Origin of the sequence: Mesorhizobium sp. M0207 (assembly GCF_040321995.1) — a bacterium.
Lineage (GTDB): Bacteria > Pseudomonadota > Alphaproteobacteria > Rhizobiales > Rhizobiaceae > Mesorhizobium.
Genome location: NZ_JAMYSQ010000017.1, coordinates 143,688 through 158,300 on the forward strand (window position 1 = coordinate 143,688; position 14,613 = coordinate 158,300).

The window sequence follows — 14,613 nt, forward strand, 5'->3', positions numbered from 1 at the left end:
TGCCCGGCCTATTCCCGCTGAAACACAACGTGATCGGCATGCGGCTGCCGCGCGGGCCAATCGGCGCGGACTAAGCGCTAGCTCGCGGCGTTGAAGCGCAGGATGTCGCGGCCGTCTCTGTCGGCGATGACAAGCTTGCCGGCGTCGACGTGGTAGGATGCTGCTTTGGCCAGCGCCTCGAACAGCGCCTTTTCCTCGGCCATGACCTGAGGCGCGCAGGCCTTGAAGGTCGAGCCGATGTCGCTGACAGCGATCGTCGAGCCGTTTATCCTGGCGGTGGCGAAATAGACGTTGCAAGGGCCGCTGCCGCCGGCCTTGCCGGCTTCGCTGATGCGGAATGTCGCCCGTGGCTCGGCAATCACGCCGATGCCGTCGATATATTCGACCAGCCAACTTTGGCCGAACACGGAGGCTGCCGCCGGCTCGTCGCCCGGCGCCGCCATTTTCAGCATGATGGTCTGTGGCGCGTCGCTGAGCGGGTCGACCTGGAGGCGCGTATCGGTGACGAATAGCAGCCGGTCATCGACAGTGATGCGCGCCTGCAGCGCGTAGGTCATATCAGGCCGGATCACCCGCGGGTCGAAGCTGATCTCGAACTTGATCGGCACCTGGCCGGCCGGCACCACCTTGCGCTCGCCGATGATTGCGGCCGGCGCGTCGGCCAGCGACACGTCGGCAAGCTGCACGGAAAGCACGGCATTGGGCGGCAGCGCGATGCGCTCGCGATACATCACCTCGCCCTTGAGGGTCTTTTCGGCAGCCGCAGAACGATCCGGGACGGCCAGGATGCCGACGGCCAGCGGCACCAGTCCGAAGATGAAGAACTCGGCGATCCTGTCCAGCATGATCCTGCTCCCCTTCCGGCAAAGGGTTTCGCAGGATTACGGTCAATGAATGGCTGTCGCGGGATTTATTCGGACGGCGGCTGCTTCCAGCGGCTCGCCGCCTTGTCGTCGGCATCCTTGGCGTCGACCCAGCCGCCCTCGGAACCGTCGCTATGGTGTTCCTTTTTCCAGAACGGCGCCCGTGATTTCAAATAGTCCATCAGGAAATTCGCGGCCTCGAACGCCGCCTGCCGGTGGGCGGAAGCCGCCACTACCAGCACGATGTTTTCGCCCGGCGCGATCTTGCCGTGGCGATGGATGACGGTGAGCCCCTGCAGCGGCCAGCGCTCGATTGCCTCGCCGGCGATGCGGGATATCTCGGCTTCCGCCATGCCGGGATAATGTTCGAGCTCGAGCGCCGAGAGCCTGCCTTGCTCGTCGCGGCAAAGGCCGGAGAAGGTCACCACAGCGCCGATATCGTTGCGACCCCTGGTCAGCCTGGCGATCTCGGCGGCGACGTCGAAATCCTCCGCCTGGATGCGCACGACCGGCACCACCGCGGACATGGTTCAGCCACCGGTCATCGGCGGGAACAGCGCGATCTCGCGCGCGCCGGCGATCTTCTCGCGGTGCTCGACGTGTTCCTGGTTGATGGCGACGCGGATCACGTCAGGATATTGCAGCGCGTTCTCGTACTCCTCGCCGCGCGATTTCAGCCAGCGCAACAGGTCGGCGACCGTTTCGATGCCGGCCGGCAGTTCGACCTCTTCCTCCGGTCTGCCGATCCGCTCGCGCACCCAGGCGAAATAGATGAGCTTCGTCGACATTTTATTCATCCATGATGTGCTTGAGGCCGGCGCGGAAATAGTCGTAGCCGGTGTAGAGCGTCACCAGGGCTGCGATCCACAGCAGCACCAGCCCGGTCTGGGTGGTCAGCGGGAAGATCTTGTCGCCGGCGGGACCTGCAAGCAGGAAGGCGATGGCGATCATCTGGATGGTGGTCTTCCATTTGGCGAGCTGCGTCACCGGCACCGAGACCTTCAAGGCCGCCAGATATTCGCGCAGGCCCGAGACCAGGATCTCGCGGCACAGGATGATGATCGCCGCCCATAGCGACCAGCCGGCGATGCCGGCATGGCGGTCGGTGTCGGCGGCAAGCAGCAGCAGGCAAGTGGCGACCAGCAGCTTGTCGGCGATCGGGTCGAGCATCTTGCCGATGTTGGAGGTCTGCTGCCAGGCGCGCGCCAGATAGCCGTCGAAGTAATCGGTGATCGAGGCGAGCAGGAAAATGATGAGCGCCGACCAGCGGGCGAAGTCGCTCGATTTCAGATGCCCTTCCAGGAAGAAGCACAGCACCACCAGCGGCACCGCCAGGATGCGGGCGTAAGTGAGCATGTTGGGCAGGTTGAATGCGCGCTGGGACATGTTTTGGGAACTCTTTCTGCCTGCTTAGTCAAATCAGAAGCGAATGTGGGGGGTCAACAGGCCAGAATCGATTAGCCAGCCGAAATATCGGCAATAGGTCTTAGCTCTCGTGAAAATGATTGTAGACCAATTTCGCCACCTGCTCCGAAATGCCGTCGACCTTGACCAGGTCCTCGACGGCGGCACGGCTGACCGCCTTGGCCGTGCCGAAATGCATCAGCAGCGCGCGCTTGCGGCCGGGGCCGATGCCGCTGATCTCGTCGAGCGGGCTCTTGACCATCTCCTTCTTGCGGCGGGCGCGGTGCGAACCGATGGCGAAGCGATGGACTTCGTCGCGCAGCCGCTGGACGAAATAGAGCACCGGATCGCGAACGGGCAGCGAGAATGGGGCCTTGCCCTTGACGAAGAAGCGTTCGCGGCCGGCATCGCGGTCCTGACCCTTGGCGATGCCGATGGCCACGACGCGGTCCTCGATGCCGAGATCGGCGAGAATCTTGCGCACCGCCGTCATCTGGCCCTGGCCGCCGTCGATGAGGATGACGTCGGGCCAGGCCGGGAAGCCGCCCGCGTCCTCGATATCGTCGCCCGGTGCGGTAGGGCTCGCCTCGTCCGCGCCCTTGGTTTGCGGGGCATCGCCATGTTCCTTCAACAGCCGCGAGAAGCGCCGCTGCATCACCTCGCGCATCATGCCGAAATCGTCGCCCGGCGTGATCTCGGTCGAGCGGATGTTGAACTTTCGATACTGGTTCTTCACAAAACCTTCCGGCCCGGCGACGACCATGGCGCCGACGGCGTTGGTGCCCATGATGTGCGAGTTGTCATAGACCTCGATGCGCACCGGCGGTTTTTCCAGGCCGAAGGTCTCGGCAAAGCCAGTGAGCAGCCGCGCCTGGGTCGAGGTTTCGGCGAGCCGCCGGCCGAGCGCTTCGCGCGCGTTCTGCAGCGCGTTGTCGGTCAGGTCCTTCTTCTCGCCGCGCTGCGGCACGGAGATCGACACCTTGCGGCCGGCGCGGGTGGAGAGGGCCTCCGCCAGCAATTCCTGGTCCTCGACGCCATGCGACAACAGGATGGTGCGTGGCGTCGGCTTGTCGTCGTAGAACTGCGCCAGGAACGATCCCAGCACCTCGCCGGCTTCGAGCGCCGGATCGGCCTTGGGAAAATAGGCGCGGTTGCCCCAGTTCTGGCCGGTGCGGAAGAAGAACACCTGGATGCAGACCTGGCCGCCCTCCTGATGGATGGCGAAGACATCGGCCTCGTCGACGGTCTGCGGATTGATGCCTTGATGGCTCTGCACATGCGACAGCGCCGCCAGCCGATCGCGATAGATGGCGGCGCGTTCGAAATCGAGGTTCTCCGAAGCCTGCTGCATGGCGGCGGAGATCTCCGTCTTCACCTTCTGGCTGCGGCCGGAGAGAAAATCCTTCGCCTCGGCGACAAGCCTTGCATAGTCGCCGTGCGAGATTTCGCCGGTGCACGGGCCGGCGCAGCGCTTGATCTGGAACAAAAGGCAAGGCCGGGTGCGGTTCTCGTAGAAGGAGTCGGTGCAGCTCCTGAGCAGGAAGGCGCGCTGCAGCGAGTTGATGGTACGGCCAACTGCGCCGGCCGAGGCGAAGGGGCCGAAATAGTCGCCCTTGCGCGAGCGCGCGCCGCGGTGCTTGTAAATACCGGGCGAGACATGGTCGCCGGTCAACAGGATATAGGGGAACGACTTGTCGTCGCGCATCAGCACGTTGAAGCGTGGCCGCAAGCGCTTGATGAGGTTGGCTTCAAGCAGCAGCGCTTCGATCTCGGTGCGGGTGACGACGAACTCCATCGTCGATGTCTCGCGCACCATGCGGCCGATACGGCTGGTGTGGAACCGGCCTTGCGCGTAGCTGGTGACCCGCTTCTTCAGGCTGCGTGCCTTGCCGACATAGAGCACGTCGCCGGCGGCATTCATCATGCGGTAGACGCCGGGCGCATTGGGCAGCCGCTTTACCAGCGTCTGGATCACCTCGGCGCCGACCATGCCGTCGGCGTCGCCGGCATGCGGGGTCCAGTCGATGGCGGTGAAGGTAACGTCCGGACCGCTGGCTGCAGGCTCGACGACCTCCTCGGCCGCCTCGTCCTCGAGGTCGATTTCGGGCGGCAGGTCGTCGGCGCCACCGCGCGTTTTTTGTTTCTGGTCCATGGGGCTCATTCCGTCATGCCTGTCACATCGGGCGTCTGCCATGCAAGATGCTGGCCGCCGTCAAGCGCGATCATCTGGCCGGTGACCGAGCGTGCCGCCCAGAGATAACGGATAGTGGCACCGAATTCCGGCAATTCCGGGCCGCGTTTCAGGATCAGCCCGGCAATCTGGGCATCGAAATCGCTGTCGTGCTGGCGCGTGTTCTTCAAGGTCGGGCCAGGACCAATGGCGTTGACACGGATGCGGGGACCCAGCGCCTGCGCCATCATCTCGGTCGCCGCCCACAAGGTCGACTTCGACAGCGCATAGGAGAAATAACGCGGCGTCGGCCGCCAGACGCGCTGATCGATCATGTTGACGATCAGCCCCTCACTGTTCTGCGGCAAGGCCCGGGCGAAAGTCTGTGCCAACAGCGCCGGCGCCTTGACGTGCATGGCGAAATGGCGATCCCAGGCCGGCCAGTCGAAATCCTCAACGCTGTCGTGCTCGAACAGCGAGGCGTTGTTGACCAGCAGCGACACCGGCCCGAGCGCCGCCGCCGCGCGACCGACCAGGTTGCTGACGGCGTCCATCTCGGTCAGGTCGGCAGCAATCACTGCGGCCCGGCCATGTCGACCAAAATGACCACTGTTGATCTCGGCCGCCAGTGCCTCCGCCTCGGCCAGCGAGCGATTGCAGTGAATGGCGACGGCAAAACCATGCGCGGCAAGATCTTCGACGATCGCCCTGCCGATCCGTTTCGCACCGCCCGTCACCAGTGCCGTCGCGGCGACCTTGCTCATCTGTCAATCCTTAATCCAATGCCGATTCCGGCCTGCCGGGATCGCGCCGGCAAATTATGGCCCGCCAAGCGTTAAATCCCATTTCCACCTGGGGCAGGATTGTGGCAAAGTGCCCGGTGGGCGTTTTGGCTCGACCGGAATTCGGGCCAGCCCGCCCGCAATATAGGGCTCTGGAGCCCTTACACCAAGCCGTGTGCAGTGCAGCACGGCGAACCTGCTGACATTCGCTGTTGCGAAGATGCAACGTCAAGGTTCTGCCTCATTCGTGCCAGGGAATGACCCAAGTTCAGGTTCGCTTCAGCCGCATTTCGACACGACATTTGGAACCGTTGAACGCCGGATCCGTTTCATCCCCCGGACGGGTTGAGGGCGCTCATAAACAACAAGCCTGTGTCCTGTGGCTTAAGGAGTAAAGAACAATGCAAGCCAATCTTAAATTTGCGCGACCGCTCGCGGTGGCGTTTGGGCTGTTCGCCCTCGGCGGAACCGCCTATGCCGCGGACGTGGTTCAGGAAGAGCCGCCGGCACCTGCCCCGATCGCAGAACTTCCGGTCGCATCCTGGGCCGGTCCCTATGCCGGTGTGAGCGTCGGCTACGGCTTCGCTGGCCACGCCAAAGCCAAAGACATTGGCGTCGACGTCGACACCAAGGGTTTTGTCGGCGGCGTCTTCGGCGGCTATAACTGGCAGCAGGAGAACTTCGTCTACGGTGCCGAAGCCGATATCGGCTACAACGGCGTCAAGGGCGACGATGCCGGCATCGAGGCCAAGGGTGGCTTCGAGGGCTCGCTGCGTGCCCGCCTCGGCTACGCTGTCACCCCGGACATCCTGCTCTACGGCACCGCCGGTGGCGCGCTGAAGAACCAGAAGATTGAAGCTGCCGGCGTAAGCGACACCAACACGCAGTTTGGCTGGACAGCCGGCGTCGGTACCGACATCAAGATCACCGACAATGTGTTCGGCCGTGTTGAGTATCGTTACACGGACTTCGGCAGGAAGGACTTCGACGGTATCGGCAAGGTCAAGTCGACCGACAATCGCGTCACTTTCGGCGTCGGTATGAAGTTCTAAGTCGTCCAAGCCACGACACGAAAAAGCCGGGCCTCGCGCCCGGCTTTTTTTGTGGCACCGGTTGGGGCCGCCCGCCCTCAAGCCGGGATGGCGGGCTTCAGCTCCGGGAATTTCTCGTCGAAGCGTGCCGCCCAGCGCGTCAGCCGGCCGCGGCCCTTTTCCCATTTTCCAGCGAAGCGCAGCGAGAGATAGCCGAGGCAGGCGCGCAATGCGATCTGGCCGAGGGTGATTTTCTTCGGCAGCTTCGGCGGGTTTGCGTTGAGCAGATCGAGCGCGTCCGAAATCTTCGTCCACTGGCGCTCGAGCCAAGGCTGGTAGACCATCTCTTCCGGCCGTGTGCGCCGCTCGTAGACCATCGACAGCGCGCAGTCGCAGATGCCGTCGGCCAATGCCTCCAGCACCTCCGCCTCGAGGCGCTTGTCGGGATTGCGCGGAAACAATGCGTTCTTCGACATCCGGTTGAGATGCTGGGTGATGGCGCGGCTGTCATGGACCGAGCGGCCGTCGTCGAGCACCAGCACCGGGATCTTGCCGAGCGGATTGGCGCCGATCAGCGCGGCCGGTCTTTCCTCGGTCTTTATCGGCACGAGATCGACGGCGATGCCGGCATGAAGTGCTGCCATGCGCACCTTGGAACTGTAGGGAGAAGTAGACGCGTAGAGCAGTCTGGGCATTGTCGATCCCTGTTTGCCGGCTACAGCTCCATATGCCCCATTGGACGCGCAAAGGATGCGGTAGCATTGTGACTTCGTGCATGACCCTCACCGAAAATCGATTCCGACAGGGGCTCGTGCATGGGCACCGTTGACCGATCATGCAGGGTTCATCAACGGCCAGAGGCGGAAAACCGCGCCGCCAGCGTACAACCATTGTCTCGCGTTCGGATGCGATGAATCGGAGGTGCGTCGGCAGACGCGAGCGCGTCGGACAATCCAGATCCGAGCAACTACCAACTAGGCCTTGCACCGAAGGTTGGTTTTGGCAGCCACGAAAATCCCACCGGACTTCGCCGCACGGCGAAGTCCTGGGAGCTGCGAAAAGATGTCTTCCTCCCGCCTCTTTCTCGTCCTGCCCGACCGTCAGCCAGCAAGCGAGGCGCCTATTAGGCATCCCGCCATGGCTGTCTTGAGTACTGTCCCCGGCGATCGGAGAACGGCGACTACTTCTTGGCCTTCGCCTTTGCGGGCGCTGCCTTCGGCTTGGCCGCGGGCGCTGCTTTCTTCACTGCTGCGGAAGATTTCGCAGCGGCGGCCTTTGCCGGTGCTGCCTTCTTCGCAGCGGGCTTCGCCACGGCCTTTGCAGCCGGCTTCTTGGCCGGTGCAGCCTTGGCCTTGGCCGGTGCTGCTTTTGCCTTGGCAGGTGCTGCTTTCTTCACGGCCGGTTTTGCCGCGGCCTTGGCGGCCGGCTTTTTGGCCGGCGCTGCTTTTGCCTTAGGCGCAGCGGCCTTCGCTTTGGCCGCGGGTGCTGCTTTCTTCACAGCAGTTGCGGCCTTTGCCGCGGCTGCTTTTGCCGGTGCTTTCTTTGCCGGTGACTTTGCCGGTCCCTTGGATGCCGGCGCTTTGGATGACTGCTTAGCCATATCATGCCCCTTCCGTTGTGCCGACGGCCGTTATTGACCCGGCGCGCATTGCATATCTGACTCGCGGCTTGCTAGCCAGCGAAGCATTAGAATGATTTTTGCAGCTTAAGTTTCGGTTACGGCGAGCGCGCGACCATTTTACCCGCGCAAAAACCGGCTGCGAATCTTTGTGTCCCGCAGCGAAGTTCTGCGACAGAAATTCTGGTCGCTCTATCTCGACCGGTCTTCTCGTCAAGCTCAGGACCTTTTCGACCAGCTTTTGCGCTTCAACGTCCGACGCTCAGCGCGAACATTGTCAAGAACGAAGGCGGTCGCCCGCCTCGTCTTGTTCGAAAAGATAAACTACAGGTAAGTAGGAAGCAACGCGACGAGCACGCCGCTGCACTATCTTGCACGACGCGATGAAAGTAAGCAGATAGCTCGCATTTCTGAAGGACAGGATATCGCTCGATAGATCCGGTCGAGCCGACCTCGTGATCGAATGCGCTCGGCCGTTCAGGCGCCGAGCGGCTCACGGCTCATCTGCAGCCGGCGCGAAGGCTCGGCCCTGTGGAGATGGACGGCGAAGGTATCCCATGGCGGCATGACCGAAATCTGCGCCAGGATGCGCCCCGCTTCACCGCGATGATAACCGCCGTGCAGTACGACGTGGGTCAGCATTTCCTGTCGCGACATCAATGCCTTATCCCCGTCGGTGAACACGAATGCGACGGACTCGGACAGCTGCCGCGACGAAACGGTTTCGAGATAATCGAGATACCAGCGATCGGTCGCTGCGACCGCGGCGCGAAGTTCGTCGAACGCCGGCGTGTCCTCGGTGGTGTCGGCGGAGTAGCCATGGCTTGCGTCAACCAGGTGCGCCGAGAATATCCGCGACACCACATGGCTGTGATCGATGAGCCCTATCACGGCCTGCCGTTCCTTGCCGTGAACATGCGGGTCGAGACTCGCGAGCTTTTCCAGCAGTTCGTCATTGGCCCAGGCCTGATAGGCAAACAGGCTGCGAAGCAGAGCGAGCGCATTCATAGTCGGTGTCCTTTTCCGGAAATGCGAGTATGTTGTTTATATTTTCAGGAGAATGGGCGAACGTGTCTACTCGCATTGCAAAACCGCATCCGCGCATGCGCAAACAGCCGCGCCAGGCGCGTTCCAGGGCAACCGTCGAGGCGATCATCGAGGCGGCGGCTCATGTTCTGAGCGGGCTGGGGTGGGCCGGCTTCACCACCAACAAGGTTGCCGAGACAGCAGGTGTAAGCATCGGCACGCTCTACCAGTATTTTCCCGACAAGCTTTCCCTGCTCGCTGCCGTCCGGCGCCGTCACTTCGATCATGTGCTGTCGGTCATTCGCGATTCGGCGGAAGACCAAAAGCCGCTCAGGAAATTCGCGCAGGAGCTGGTGCGCGGCATGATCGCCGCGCACAGCATTCACCCGACACTACATCAGGTGCTGCTCGACGAGGCGCCGGGCGATCGCGGCTCCAGGGCCGCCCATGCTTCGTTCCAGGCACAATACCTCAATCACTATGCGACTGCTGTCGCCACTTATCGCAAACCAAGGAAAGGCGCCGACACGGAGGCAGTTGCGCGCGTGCTGTCGTCAGCGATCGAAGGTGTGATCCATAACGCGGCACGCCGGAACATGCTCGCCGCGCCGGAGCTGCAAAAGCAACTCGTCGAACTGATCTGCGCCTACCTATCGGGAGCAGGCCGCATCGGTCGATAGCGCATGGCACGGCGGAAGTCGCGATTTCTGTGTCGTTCAAACCCGGCTTATGAGGCGCGGCAAGGACGATACCAACAATGCCCCACCTGATGCGGCCAAGAGTGTGAGGACGATCGTTCGAAAAGTCGCCTCGCTAACGCCGATGTAGAGTCTCGCGCCAAGGAGTGTCGGTATCAACATCGCCGGTGCGACGAGGGCAAACATCGGCAGCATTTCGAGCTTGATCTTTCCGGCCGCAAGATAGGCAGCCATCGTCATGGAGAGGGTCACAAGGTTGAAATTCTGGATGACAATACGCTGCCTGTCCTTTTCCCATTGGCGCAGCACGCACCACAGCGTTGGAACCGGGCCGGTGAAGCCGCCAAGTCCACCCATGATGCCGCCGACCAGACCTATTGCACCGTCTGCAACAGGACCCCCGACCGTGATGGGAGGGAGGCGAGGCGCAAAGAGCATCAAGGGACACCAAACGACCAGCAGCGCTCCGAAGACCAACTTGAACAACTGCACATCCAGCAAAGGCAGGATGGCGACACCGACCGGAATCCCGATGATCCCCCCGATCAGGAATGGCAGCAGAAGCTTGAGGTCGAAGCCCCGGCGGACGGTGACGGCGGCGATGATCTGGCCGGTGAGCGCCCCAAAGACCGCCATGGCGGCAGCAAGCTGGGGCTCCACGGTCCAAACCCAAATCGACATGGCAACCAGGCTGAAAGCGAACCCGGAAAGCCCCTGGACGAAGCCTGCAACGACCGCGCCGAGAGCAACAGTATAAACAAGCGAATCCATGTGGTGCTGTTTCCCCCGCAAAATGATCGATGTGGTCGGTTGGCGTTGACATGCATGGAAGTCTCCGATTTTCGCAACCTCGTCCGACCTTGGACCCTCAACACCAGAGAGGTATGAATGTCCTCCTTGCCGAGCTTGGCATTTGTCACATGGTTTTCGGCTGATCCCAGATCAGCCGCGGCTTTCTACGCGAATTTCGGAATTGCCTTCAGGCAAGAGCAGCATGGCTCCGGTCCGATACATTTCGCGTTCCAAGGTGAAGGGCTTGCGATCGAACTCTACCCGGCAGAAGCAACGACGCCGGAAGGAGCGGGAACGATGATCGGCTTCGAAGTCGCCAACGCAGATGAAGCTGCTTCTGCCGCCAAGGCCAACGGCTTTGGAATCATTGCGGACGTCAAGGCGACGGCTATGGGCCGACGTGTGATCGTCCGTGATCCTGATGGCCGTCAGGTGTTCCTTTTCTCGACCACCTAAGTGACGCAACAATCCGTCGGGATCGGAAAGCGCTGGTCAGCGCAGGACGCGGCAGCGGCCGTTGTAGACCATCCAGCGGTCGAAGCCCGAGACGCAGAATTCGACATTGTCGCCGATCGAGGCAAAGCCCTGGCCTTCTTCGATCAGGTACCAGATGGTGCGAGCGCCGCCGTCGGAGAGGCTGACGGTGGCGCCGCAATAACGGCGGCCGATCGGCCAGGTGTCGTCGGCCGGCAGATAGCGATGCTGGTGGATGCGCTGGAAGTCGACGATCTGCACATCCGGCAGATGCGGCACGTGATGCACCTGATAGGAGAAGCGGTCGGTGATCTTGTTCAGCACCCAGGCCTCGCCGCAGACGCCGCTATCCTCGTCGGTATAGATTGCAAGGTCGGCCGCCTGGACTGCCTGGGTGACGCCAAGAGGCGCGGCCAGCGGCGTGCAAAAGGCGAGCAGTGCGGCAAGGGCGGATTGGGCGAAGCGAGTCATGGCAGCCTCTCAAGGTCGACTGCGCGCACTGTGCGGATTCGCTGACGCGCGGTCAAGCGGTTGTAGCGACCGTGGTTGTGGTGACGATGGTTGCGCTGACGGAACGGCAGGGCCACGCCTCAAACTACTCTCCCGCCAGCCAATCCAGCGTCCAGTGCGACGGCTGCTCAAGTGCAAGCAGCCGGTGCAGCGCCGGCAGCAGCGTCCGTAACTCACCCTCCAGCGTGAAGGGCGGATTGACCACCACCATGCCGCAGCCGTCGAGGCTCGGCTCGACGGCGTCCGGCCTGATCTCAAAACCGATGTCGAGCAGCCTGGGAATGCCTGTCTGCTTCAGCGCCTTGCGGAAGGCGGCGACCGCCCTGCGGTCCTTGAGCGGATACCACAGCGCGTAAATCCCTCCTGGCCAGCGCCGATGGGCTCTTTGCAGCCCGTCGACCAAGCGACCGAATTCGCCCTCTTCCTCGAAAGGCGGATCGATGAGCACGAGGCCGCGCTTTTCCTTTGGCGGCAGATGCGCGCCGAGCGCCAGCCACCCGTCGAGCTCGATCACCCGGGTCTGGAAGTCACCGTCGAACAGCGACTTCAGCCTGGCGGCATCCTTAGGATGCAGCTCGACCGCCGACAGCCGGTCCTGCTTGCGCATCAGGTGCCGGGCGATCAGCGGCGAACCCGGGTATTTTTTCACGCCGCCGTCCGGATTGAGCGAGCGGACGGCTTCAAGATACGGCGCCAGCAGTGCTGCCGCCGGCGCATCGAGGGCCGCATCGACGAGCCGGCCGATGCCGCCTTGCCATTCGCCGGTCTTTTGCGCTTCGGTCGAGGACAGATCGTAACGGCCGATCCCGGCATGGGTGTCGATGACCCGAAACGCCTTGTCCTTCTGTTTCAGATATTCAATCAGCCGGCTGAGCACGACATGCTTGACGACGTCGGCGAAGTTCCCGGCATGGTAGGCATGGCGATAGTTCAATTGGAGCCCCTGCCCCAGCGCGGCGCTGGCGGCTGCGAGTTCGGATTTTCCGGCCGACGGCCGCCGAAACGGAATGCCAGCACCAGCCCGACCAGGCCCGCCGCCATCAGGGAAAAACCAACCGGGCGCGCCCGGCGGTCGACCTCGCCGGCCCCCGAGCGCAGGACGAGATCGACGGCCTGCATCGGAATGCCTTCGGCGTCGCCCGGACCGACGGTGAAGATGTAGGAACCAGGGGTAACGGTCTGGATCAGGCCGGCCTCGTCGCGAAAGATCCTGTCCGGCAGTTGCGGGCTGACCTGGCGCGGATTGTCGGAGTGATTGAACTGCAGCGTCGAGGCGAGCACCGTCCTGCCGCCAGTGGCGGCAGTGAGGGTCAACACAGTGCGCTGCTGCGAGACGATGCGCTCGGCTCTTGCCGTAAGGTCGACCAGCAGGCGTAGCGGCCCGTCGCGTGCGCTCAGGGGCACGGTCACCGGCTTGAACCGGCCCTGGTCGTAAACCCGCCAGGTGCCGATCTCACGGCCGGAGAAATTGGTCATCGCCCAGGGATAGACGACGCCGATGCCGGTACCGATGAGCAGTATCAGGGCGAACAGGGAGCGCATGAGGTCAAGTCCCGGTATTCGGCGCGATGGTGCCGTCGCGGGCGCGCTCCATTTCGTCCAGGAGCATGTCAAGGCCGAGATCAAATGTCCGGTCGAATTCGGCGGTGCCGAAATAACGCCCGGCCGCAGCTACTTTTGGAAAATCCTGCGCCAGTTGCTCGTCGCTGACGATGGTCACGGCCGAAGGCCCCTTTGCATAGCCGGCAGTCTCGTCGAGGATGGCACCCATCAGATAATAGCCGGTGGTGCGGAACAGCCGCGCACCCAGTTGCGGTCCGAAGCCGCCGGCCTCGAACAGGCCAAGGATGCCGTTCAGCCAAGTGAGACAGGTCGGCGAATTCATCCGGTAGGTTACAAGGAACGTGGCAAAGGCCGGGTGCTCACGCGCGACGCGGCGGAAATCCTGCACGGCAATGCGTAACCTTTGTCGCCAAGGGAGGTCCGCGTCGGGCATTTCGAGGGAGCCGATCAGCCGATCCACCAAGGCTTCGAAGAGATGCGCCACCGAAGGAAAGTGGTGATAGATGCTCATGGCTTCGCAGCCGAGTTCTGCCGCCAGCTTGCGCATCGAAAACCCGGCGAGGCCCTCGCTCTCGATCACCTTCAAAGCGGCATCCTCGATCATCTCGCGAGACAGCCGGCCGCGCGGTCGCTTTTTTTTGATCGATGTGTCCATGGTGCCGCTTGACAACTTACGCTGTAAGGTTCATTTTCGACGTTACCTTACACCGTAAGGCCAACAAACGCCAGAGGAGAATGTCATGTCTGCCTATCGTACTCTTTCATCAACGCATTCTTCCATCCGCCGCGCCTGCCTGCTCGCCGCCACCTGTGTGCTGACCCTGGCTGCAGCTCCTTCTTATGCCGATGAGTATGACGCGACCGTCAAGGACATCCAGTCGACCATGGGCGGGGTGCCCGGTTTCGTAAAGCAGTTCCCGAAAGCCGGTCTGCCCGGTGCATGGGCCGAGGTCAAGGCCATCCAGCTCAGCGACAAGACGGCGCTGCCGCCGAAGGTCAAGTCGCTGATCTCGCTGGCGGTGGCGGCGCAAATCCCGTGCAACTACTGTATCTGGTCGGACACGCAGGACGCCAAGCGCGCCGGCGCCACCGACGAGGAGATCCAGGAGGCGGTCGCCGTTTCAGCGCTGACCCGCCATTGGAGCACCATCTTCAACGGCATGCAGGTCGATTTCGATACGTTCAGGAAGGAGATGGGCGGGCAGTAATGCTTTCGTTATTCGAGCGGGACGCGTTCAGACTGAATTAGCCTTCCCGCTTCGACTGTTTTGTGTGATCCGCCAGCACCTCATCGATGACCCGCCACGATTTTTCCGCCTCGCGCTGGTTGCCGTCATGTCCCGAAGCGACGATCAGCGCCTTCCACAACGCCCAGCCCCGTGCGCGCGCCCAGCTGTGCTCGTCAAGGGCAATGGCGTCGCGGAACGCCTGACGGCTCTCGCCGTAAAATTCCGTCCACGCGATCACCAGATCACAGGCAGGATCGCCGATAGCCGAACTACCGAAATCGACGACCGCGTAGAGCTTGCCATCTTCGACGAGCAGATTGCCCGAGGCGACGTCGCCATGGACCCAGACCGGCGGCCCGTGGCAAAGCGCGGCCACGGGCCGCGCCCCCCCCGCCGCCGCCGCCGCCGTGTCGCAGCGGCCCCCCCGCCCCCCCCGCGCGGCGGGGGGGGCCG

At 62.8% G+C, this 14,613-nt stretch carries 19 protein-coding genes; 4 read left to right on the forward strand and 15 right to left on the reverse strand.

The features are described from left to right. Nucleotides 1-77 precede the first annotated feature (77 nt). From NKJ15_RS22050 to NKJ15_RS22075, 6 genes are all read right to left on the reverse strand, one after another. Entirely contained in the window at nucleotides 78-845 is a 768-nt protein-coding gene (locus NKJ15_RS22050; protein ID WP_352817562.1) for a YbaY family lipoprotein, read from the reverse strand. Between the two features lie 65 nt (nucleotides 846-910). Continuing rightward, entirely contained in the window at nucleotides 911-1,390 is a 480-nt protein-coding gene (locus NKJ15_RS22055; RefSeq protein WP_352817565.1) for a molybdenum cofactor biosynthesis protein MoaE, read from the reverse strand. Nucleotides 1,391-1,393: 3 nt separating this feature from the next. Further along, a complete protein-coding gene (gene moaD, locus NKJ15_RS22060) occupies nucleotides 1,394-1,651 on the reverse strand; it encodes a molybdopterin converting factor subunit 1 (protein ID WP_023677674.1) in 258 nt (85 codons plus the stop codon). Between the two features lies 1 nt (nucleotide 1,652). Then, complete coding sequence (gene pgsA, locus NKJ15_RS22065; protein ID WP_023719790.1) at nucleotides 1,653-2,249, reverse strand: CDP-diacylglycerol--glycerol-3-phosphate 3-phosphatidyltransferase; 597 nt, start codon at nucleotides 2,247-2,249, stop codon at nucleotides 1,653-1,655. Nucleotides 2,250-2,349: 100 nt separating this feature from the next. After that, complete coding sequence (uvrC, locus tag NKJ15_RS22070) at nucleotides 2,350-4,428, reverse strand: excinuclease ABC subunit UvrC (RefSeq protein ID WP_352817566.1); 2,079 nt, start codon at nucleotides 4,426-4,428, stop codon at nucleotides 2,350-2,352. Further along, complete coding sequence (locus NKJ15_RS22075) at nucleotides 4,425-5,201, reverse strand: SDR family oxidoreductase (RefSeq protein WP_352472599.1); 777 nt, start codon at nucleotides 5,199-5,201, stop codon at nucleotides 4,425-4,427. The genes uvrC and NKJ15_RS22075 overlap by 4 nt, the downstream gene beginning before the upstream one ends. A 419-nt stretch (nucleotides 5,202-5,620) precedes the next feature. On the opposite strand from NKJ15_RS22075, the gene NKJ15_RS22080 reads away from it, so the two are divergent. Next, the gene (locus NKJ15_RS22080) at nucleotides 5,621-6,271 is read left to right on the forward strand and encodes an outer membrane protein (RefSeq protein WP_292662341.1); all 651 of its coding nucleotides are present in this window, start codon (nucleotides 5,621-5,623) and stop codon (nucleotides 6,269-6,271) included. 77 nt (nucleotides 6,272-6,348) lie between these two features. Here the strand turns inward: NKJ15_RS22080 and NKJ15_RS22085 are convergent, their stop codons facing one another. The 3 genes from NKJ15_RS22085 to NKJ15_RS22095 form a co-directional block, all read right to left on the reverse strand. Further along, nucleotides 6,349-6,945 (reverse strand): glutathione S-transferase family protein, encoded by a 597-nt coding sequence (locus NKJ15_RS22085; protein ID WP_352472598.1) that lies wholly within the window; start codon nucleotides 6,943-6,945, stop codon nucleotides 6,349-6,351. Between the two features lie 485 nt (nucleotides 6,946-7,430). Continuing rightward, nucleotides 7,431-7,850, reverse strand: coding sequence for a hypothetical protein (locus NKJ15_RS22090; RefSeq protein ID WP_352817569.1), 420 nt, complete (start codon nucleotides 7,848-7,850; stop codon nucleotides 7,431-7,433). Between the two features lie 495 nt (nucleotides 7,851-8,345). Next, nucleotides 8,346-8,876 carry a DinB family protein gene (locus NKJ15_RS22095; protein ID WP_352617672.1) on the reverse strand — a complete coding sequence of 177 codons (531 nt, stop codon included), beginning with the start codon at nucleotides 8,874-8,876 and terminating at the stop codon, nucleotides 8,346-8,348. 62 nt (nucleotides 8,877-8,938) lie between these two features. On the opposite strand from NKJ15_RS22095, the gene NKJ15_RS22100 reads away from it, so the two are divergent. After that, nucleotides 8,939-9,574 carry a TetR/AcrR family transcriptional regulator gene (locus tag NKJ15_RS22100; protein ID WP_352501863.1) on the forward strand — a complete coding sequence of 212 codons (636 nt, stop codon included), beginning with the start codon at nucleotides 8,939-8,941 and terminating at the stop codon, nucleotides 9,572-9,574. Nucleotides 9,575-9,610: 36 nt separating this feature from the next. On the opposite strand, the gene NKJ15_RS22105 is transcribed toward NKJ15_RS22100, so the two are convergent. After that, the gene (locus NKJ15_RS22105; RefSeq protein WP_352817571.1) at nucleotides 9,611-10,363 is read right to left on the reverse strand and encodes a sulfite exporter TauE/SafE family protein; all 753 of its coding nucleotides are present in this window, start codon (nucleotides 10,361-10,363) and stop codon (nucleotides 9,611-9,613) included. Between the two features lie 117 nt (nucleotides 10,364-10,480). On the opposite strand from NKJ15_RS22105, the gene NKJ15_RS22110 reads away from it, so the two are divergent. Beyond that, on the forward strand, nucleotides 10,481-10,840 hold the full coding sequence (locus NKJ15_RS22110; RefSeq protein WP_352501860.1) for a VOC family protein: 360 nt from the start codon (nucleotides 10,481-10,483) through the stop codon (nucleotides 10,838-10,840). Between the two features lie 36 nt (nucleotides 10,841-10,876). Here the strand turns inward: NKJ15_RS22110 and NKJ15_RS22115 are convergent, their stop codons facing one another. From NKJ15_RS22115 to NKJ15_RS22130, 4 genes are all read right to left on the reverse strand, one after another. Next, nucleotides 10,877-11,329 (reverse strand): hypothetical protein, encoded by a 453-nt coding sequence (locus NKJ15_RS22115; protein WP_023677684.1) that lies wholly within the window; start codon nucleotides 11,327-11,329, stop codon nucleotides 10,877-10,879. A gap of 124 nt (nucleotides 11,330-11,453) precedes the next feature. Beyond that, nucleotides 11,454-12,302: a 23S rRNA (adenine(2030)-N(6))-methyltransferase RlmJ gene (locus tag NKJ15_RS22120; RefSeq protein WP_352817574.1), complete on the reverse strand. Its 849-nt coding sequence runs from the start codon at nucleotides 12,300-12,302 to the stop codon at nucleotides 11,454-11,456. Beyond that, nucleotides 12,299-12,910, reverse strand: a complete 612-nt coding sequence (locus NKJ15_RS22125; protein WP_352817577.1) for a hypothetical protein — start codon at nucleotides 12,908-12,910, stop codon at nucleotides 12,299-12,301. The genes NKJ15_RS22120 and NKJ15_RS22125 overlap by 4 nt, the downstream gene beginning before the upstream one ends. A 4-nt stretch (nucleotides 12,911-12,914) precedes the next feature. Beyond that, nucleotides 12,915-13,586: a TetR/AcrR family transcriptional regulator gene (locus tag NKJ15_RS22130; protein WP_352501858.1), complete on the reverse strand. Its 672-nt coding sequence runs from the start codon at nucleotides 13,584-13,586 to the stop codon at nucleotides 12,915-12,917. 85 nt (nucleotides 13,587-13,671) lie between these two features. Between NKJ15_RS22130 and NKJ15_RS22135 the strand changes: the two genes are divergently transcribed. Then, nucleotides 13,672-14,139 (forward strand): carboxymuconolactone decarboxylase family protein, encoded by a 468-nt coding sequence (locus NKJ15_RS22135; protein ID WP_352454415.1) that lies wholly within the window; start codon nucleotides 13,672-13,674, stop codon nucleotides 14,137-14,139. A 37-nt stretch (nucleotides 14,140-14,176) separates the two neighbouring features. Here the strand turns inward: NKJ15_RS22135 and NKJ15_RS22140 are convergent. Further along, a partial coding sequence (locus tag NKJ15_RS22140) for a phosphotransferase (RefSeq protein ID WP_352817579.1) occupies nucleotides 14,177-14,613 on the reverse strand: 437 nt, incomplete at its 5' end.

Excerpts from the sequence above, each read along its gene's own strand:
- NKJ15_RS22130 (WP_352501858.1), bottom strand. The coding sequence starts at position 13,586 with ATGGACACATCGATCAAAAAAAAGCGACCGCGCGGCCGGCTGTCTCGC.
- NKJ15_RS22135 (WP_352454415.1), top strand. The coding sequence starts at position 13,672 with ATGTCTGCCTATCGTACTCTTTCATCAACGCATTCTTCCATCCGCCGC.
- NKJ15_RS22105 (WP_352817571.1), bottom strand. The coding sequence starts at position 10,363 with ATGGATTCGCTTGTTTATACTGTTGCTCTCGGCGCGGTCGTTGCAGGC.
- NKJ15_RS22110 (WP_352501860.1), top strand. The coding sequence starts at position 10,481 with ATGTCCTCCTTGCCGAGCTTGGCATTTGTCACATGGTTTTCGGCTGAT.
- moaD (WP_023677674.1), bottom strand. The coding sequence starts at position 1,651 with ATGTCGACGAAGCTCATCTATTTCGCCTGGGTGCGCGAGCGGATCGGC.
- NKJ15_RS22080 (WP_292662341.1), top strand. The coding sequence starts at position 5,621 with ATGCAAGCCAATCTTAAATTTGCGCGACCGCTCGCGGTGGCGTTTGGG.
- NKJ15_RS22085 (WP_352472598.1), bottom strand. The coding sequence starts at position 6,945 with ATGCCCAGACTGCTCTACGCGTCTACTTCTCCCTACAGTTCCAAGGTG.
- NKJ15_RS22055 (WP_352817565.1), bottom strand. The coding sequence starts at position 1,390 with ATGTCCGCGGTGGTGCCGGTCGTGCGCATCCAGGCGGAGGATTTCGAC.
- uvrC (WP_352817566.1), bottom strand. The coding sequence starts at position 4,428 with ATGAGCCCCATGGACCAGAAACAAAAAACGCGCGGTGGCGCCGACGAC.
- NKJ15_RS22115 (WP_023677684.1), bottom strand. The coding sequence starts at position 11,329 with ATGACTCGCTTCGCCCAATCCGCCCTTGCCGCACTGCTCGCCTTTTGC.
- NKJ15_RS22090 (WP_352817569.1), bottom strand. The coding sequence starts at position 7,850 with ATGGCTAAGCAGTCATCCAAAGCGCCGGCATCCAAGGGACCGGCAAAG.
- pgsA (WP_023719790.1), bottom strand. The coding sequence starts at position 2,249 with ATGTCCCAGCGCGCATTCAACCTGCCCAACATGCTCACTTACGCCCGC.
- NKJ15_RS22125 (WP_352817577.1), bottom strand. The coding sequence starts at position 12,910 with ATGCGCTCCCTGTTCGCCCTGATACTGCTCATCGGTACCGGCATCGGC.
- NKJ15_RS22095 (WP_352617672.1), bottom strand. The coding sequence starts at position 8,876 with ATGAATGCGCTCGCTCTGCTTCGCAGCCTGTTTGCCTATCAGGCCTGG.
- NKJ15_RS22075 (WP_352472599.1), bottom strand. The coding sequence starts at position 5,201 with ATGAGCAAGGTCGCCGCGACGGCACTGGTGACGGGCGGTGCGAAACGG.
- NKJ15_RS22050 (WP_352817562.1), bottom strand. The coding sequence starts at position 845 with ATGCTGGACAGGATCGCCGAGTTCTTCATCTTCGGACTGGTGCCGCTG.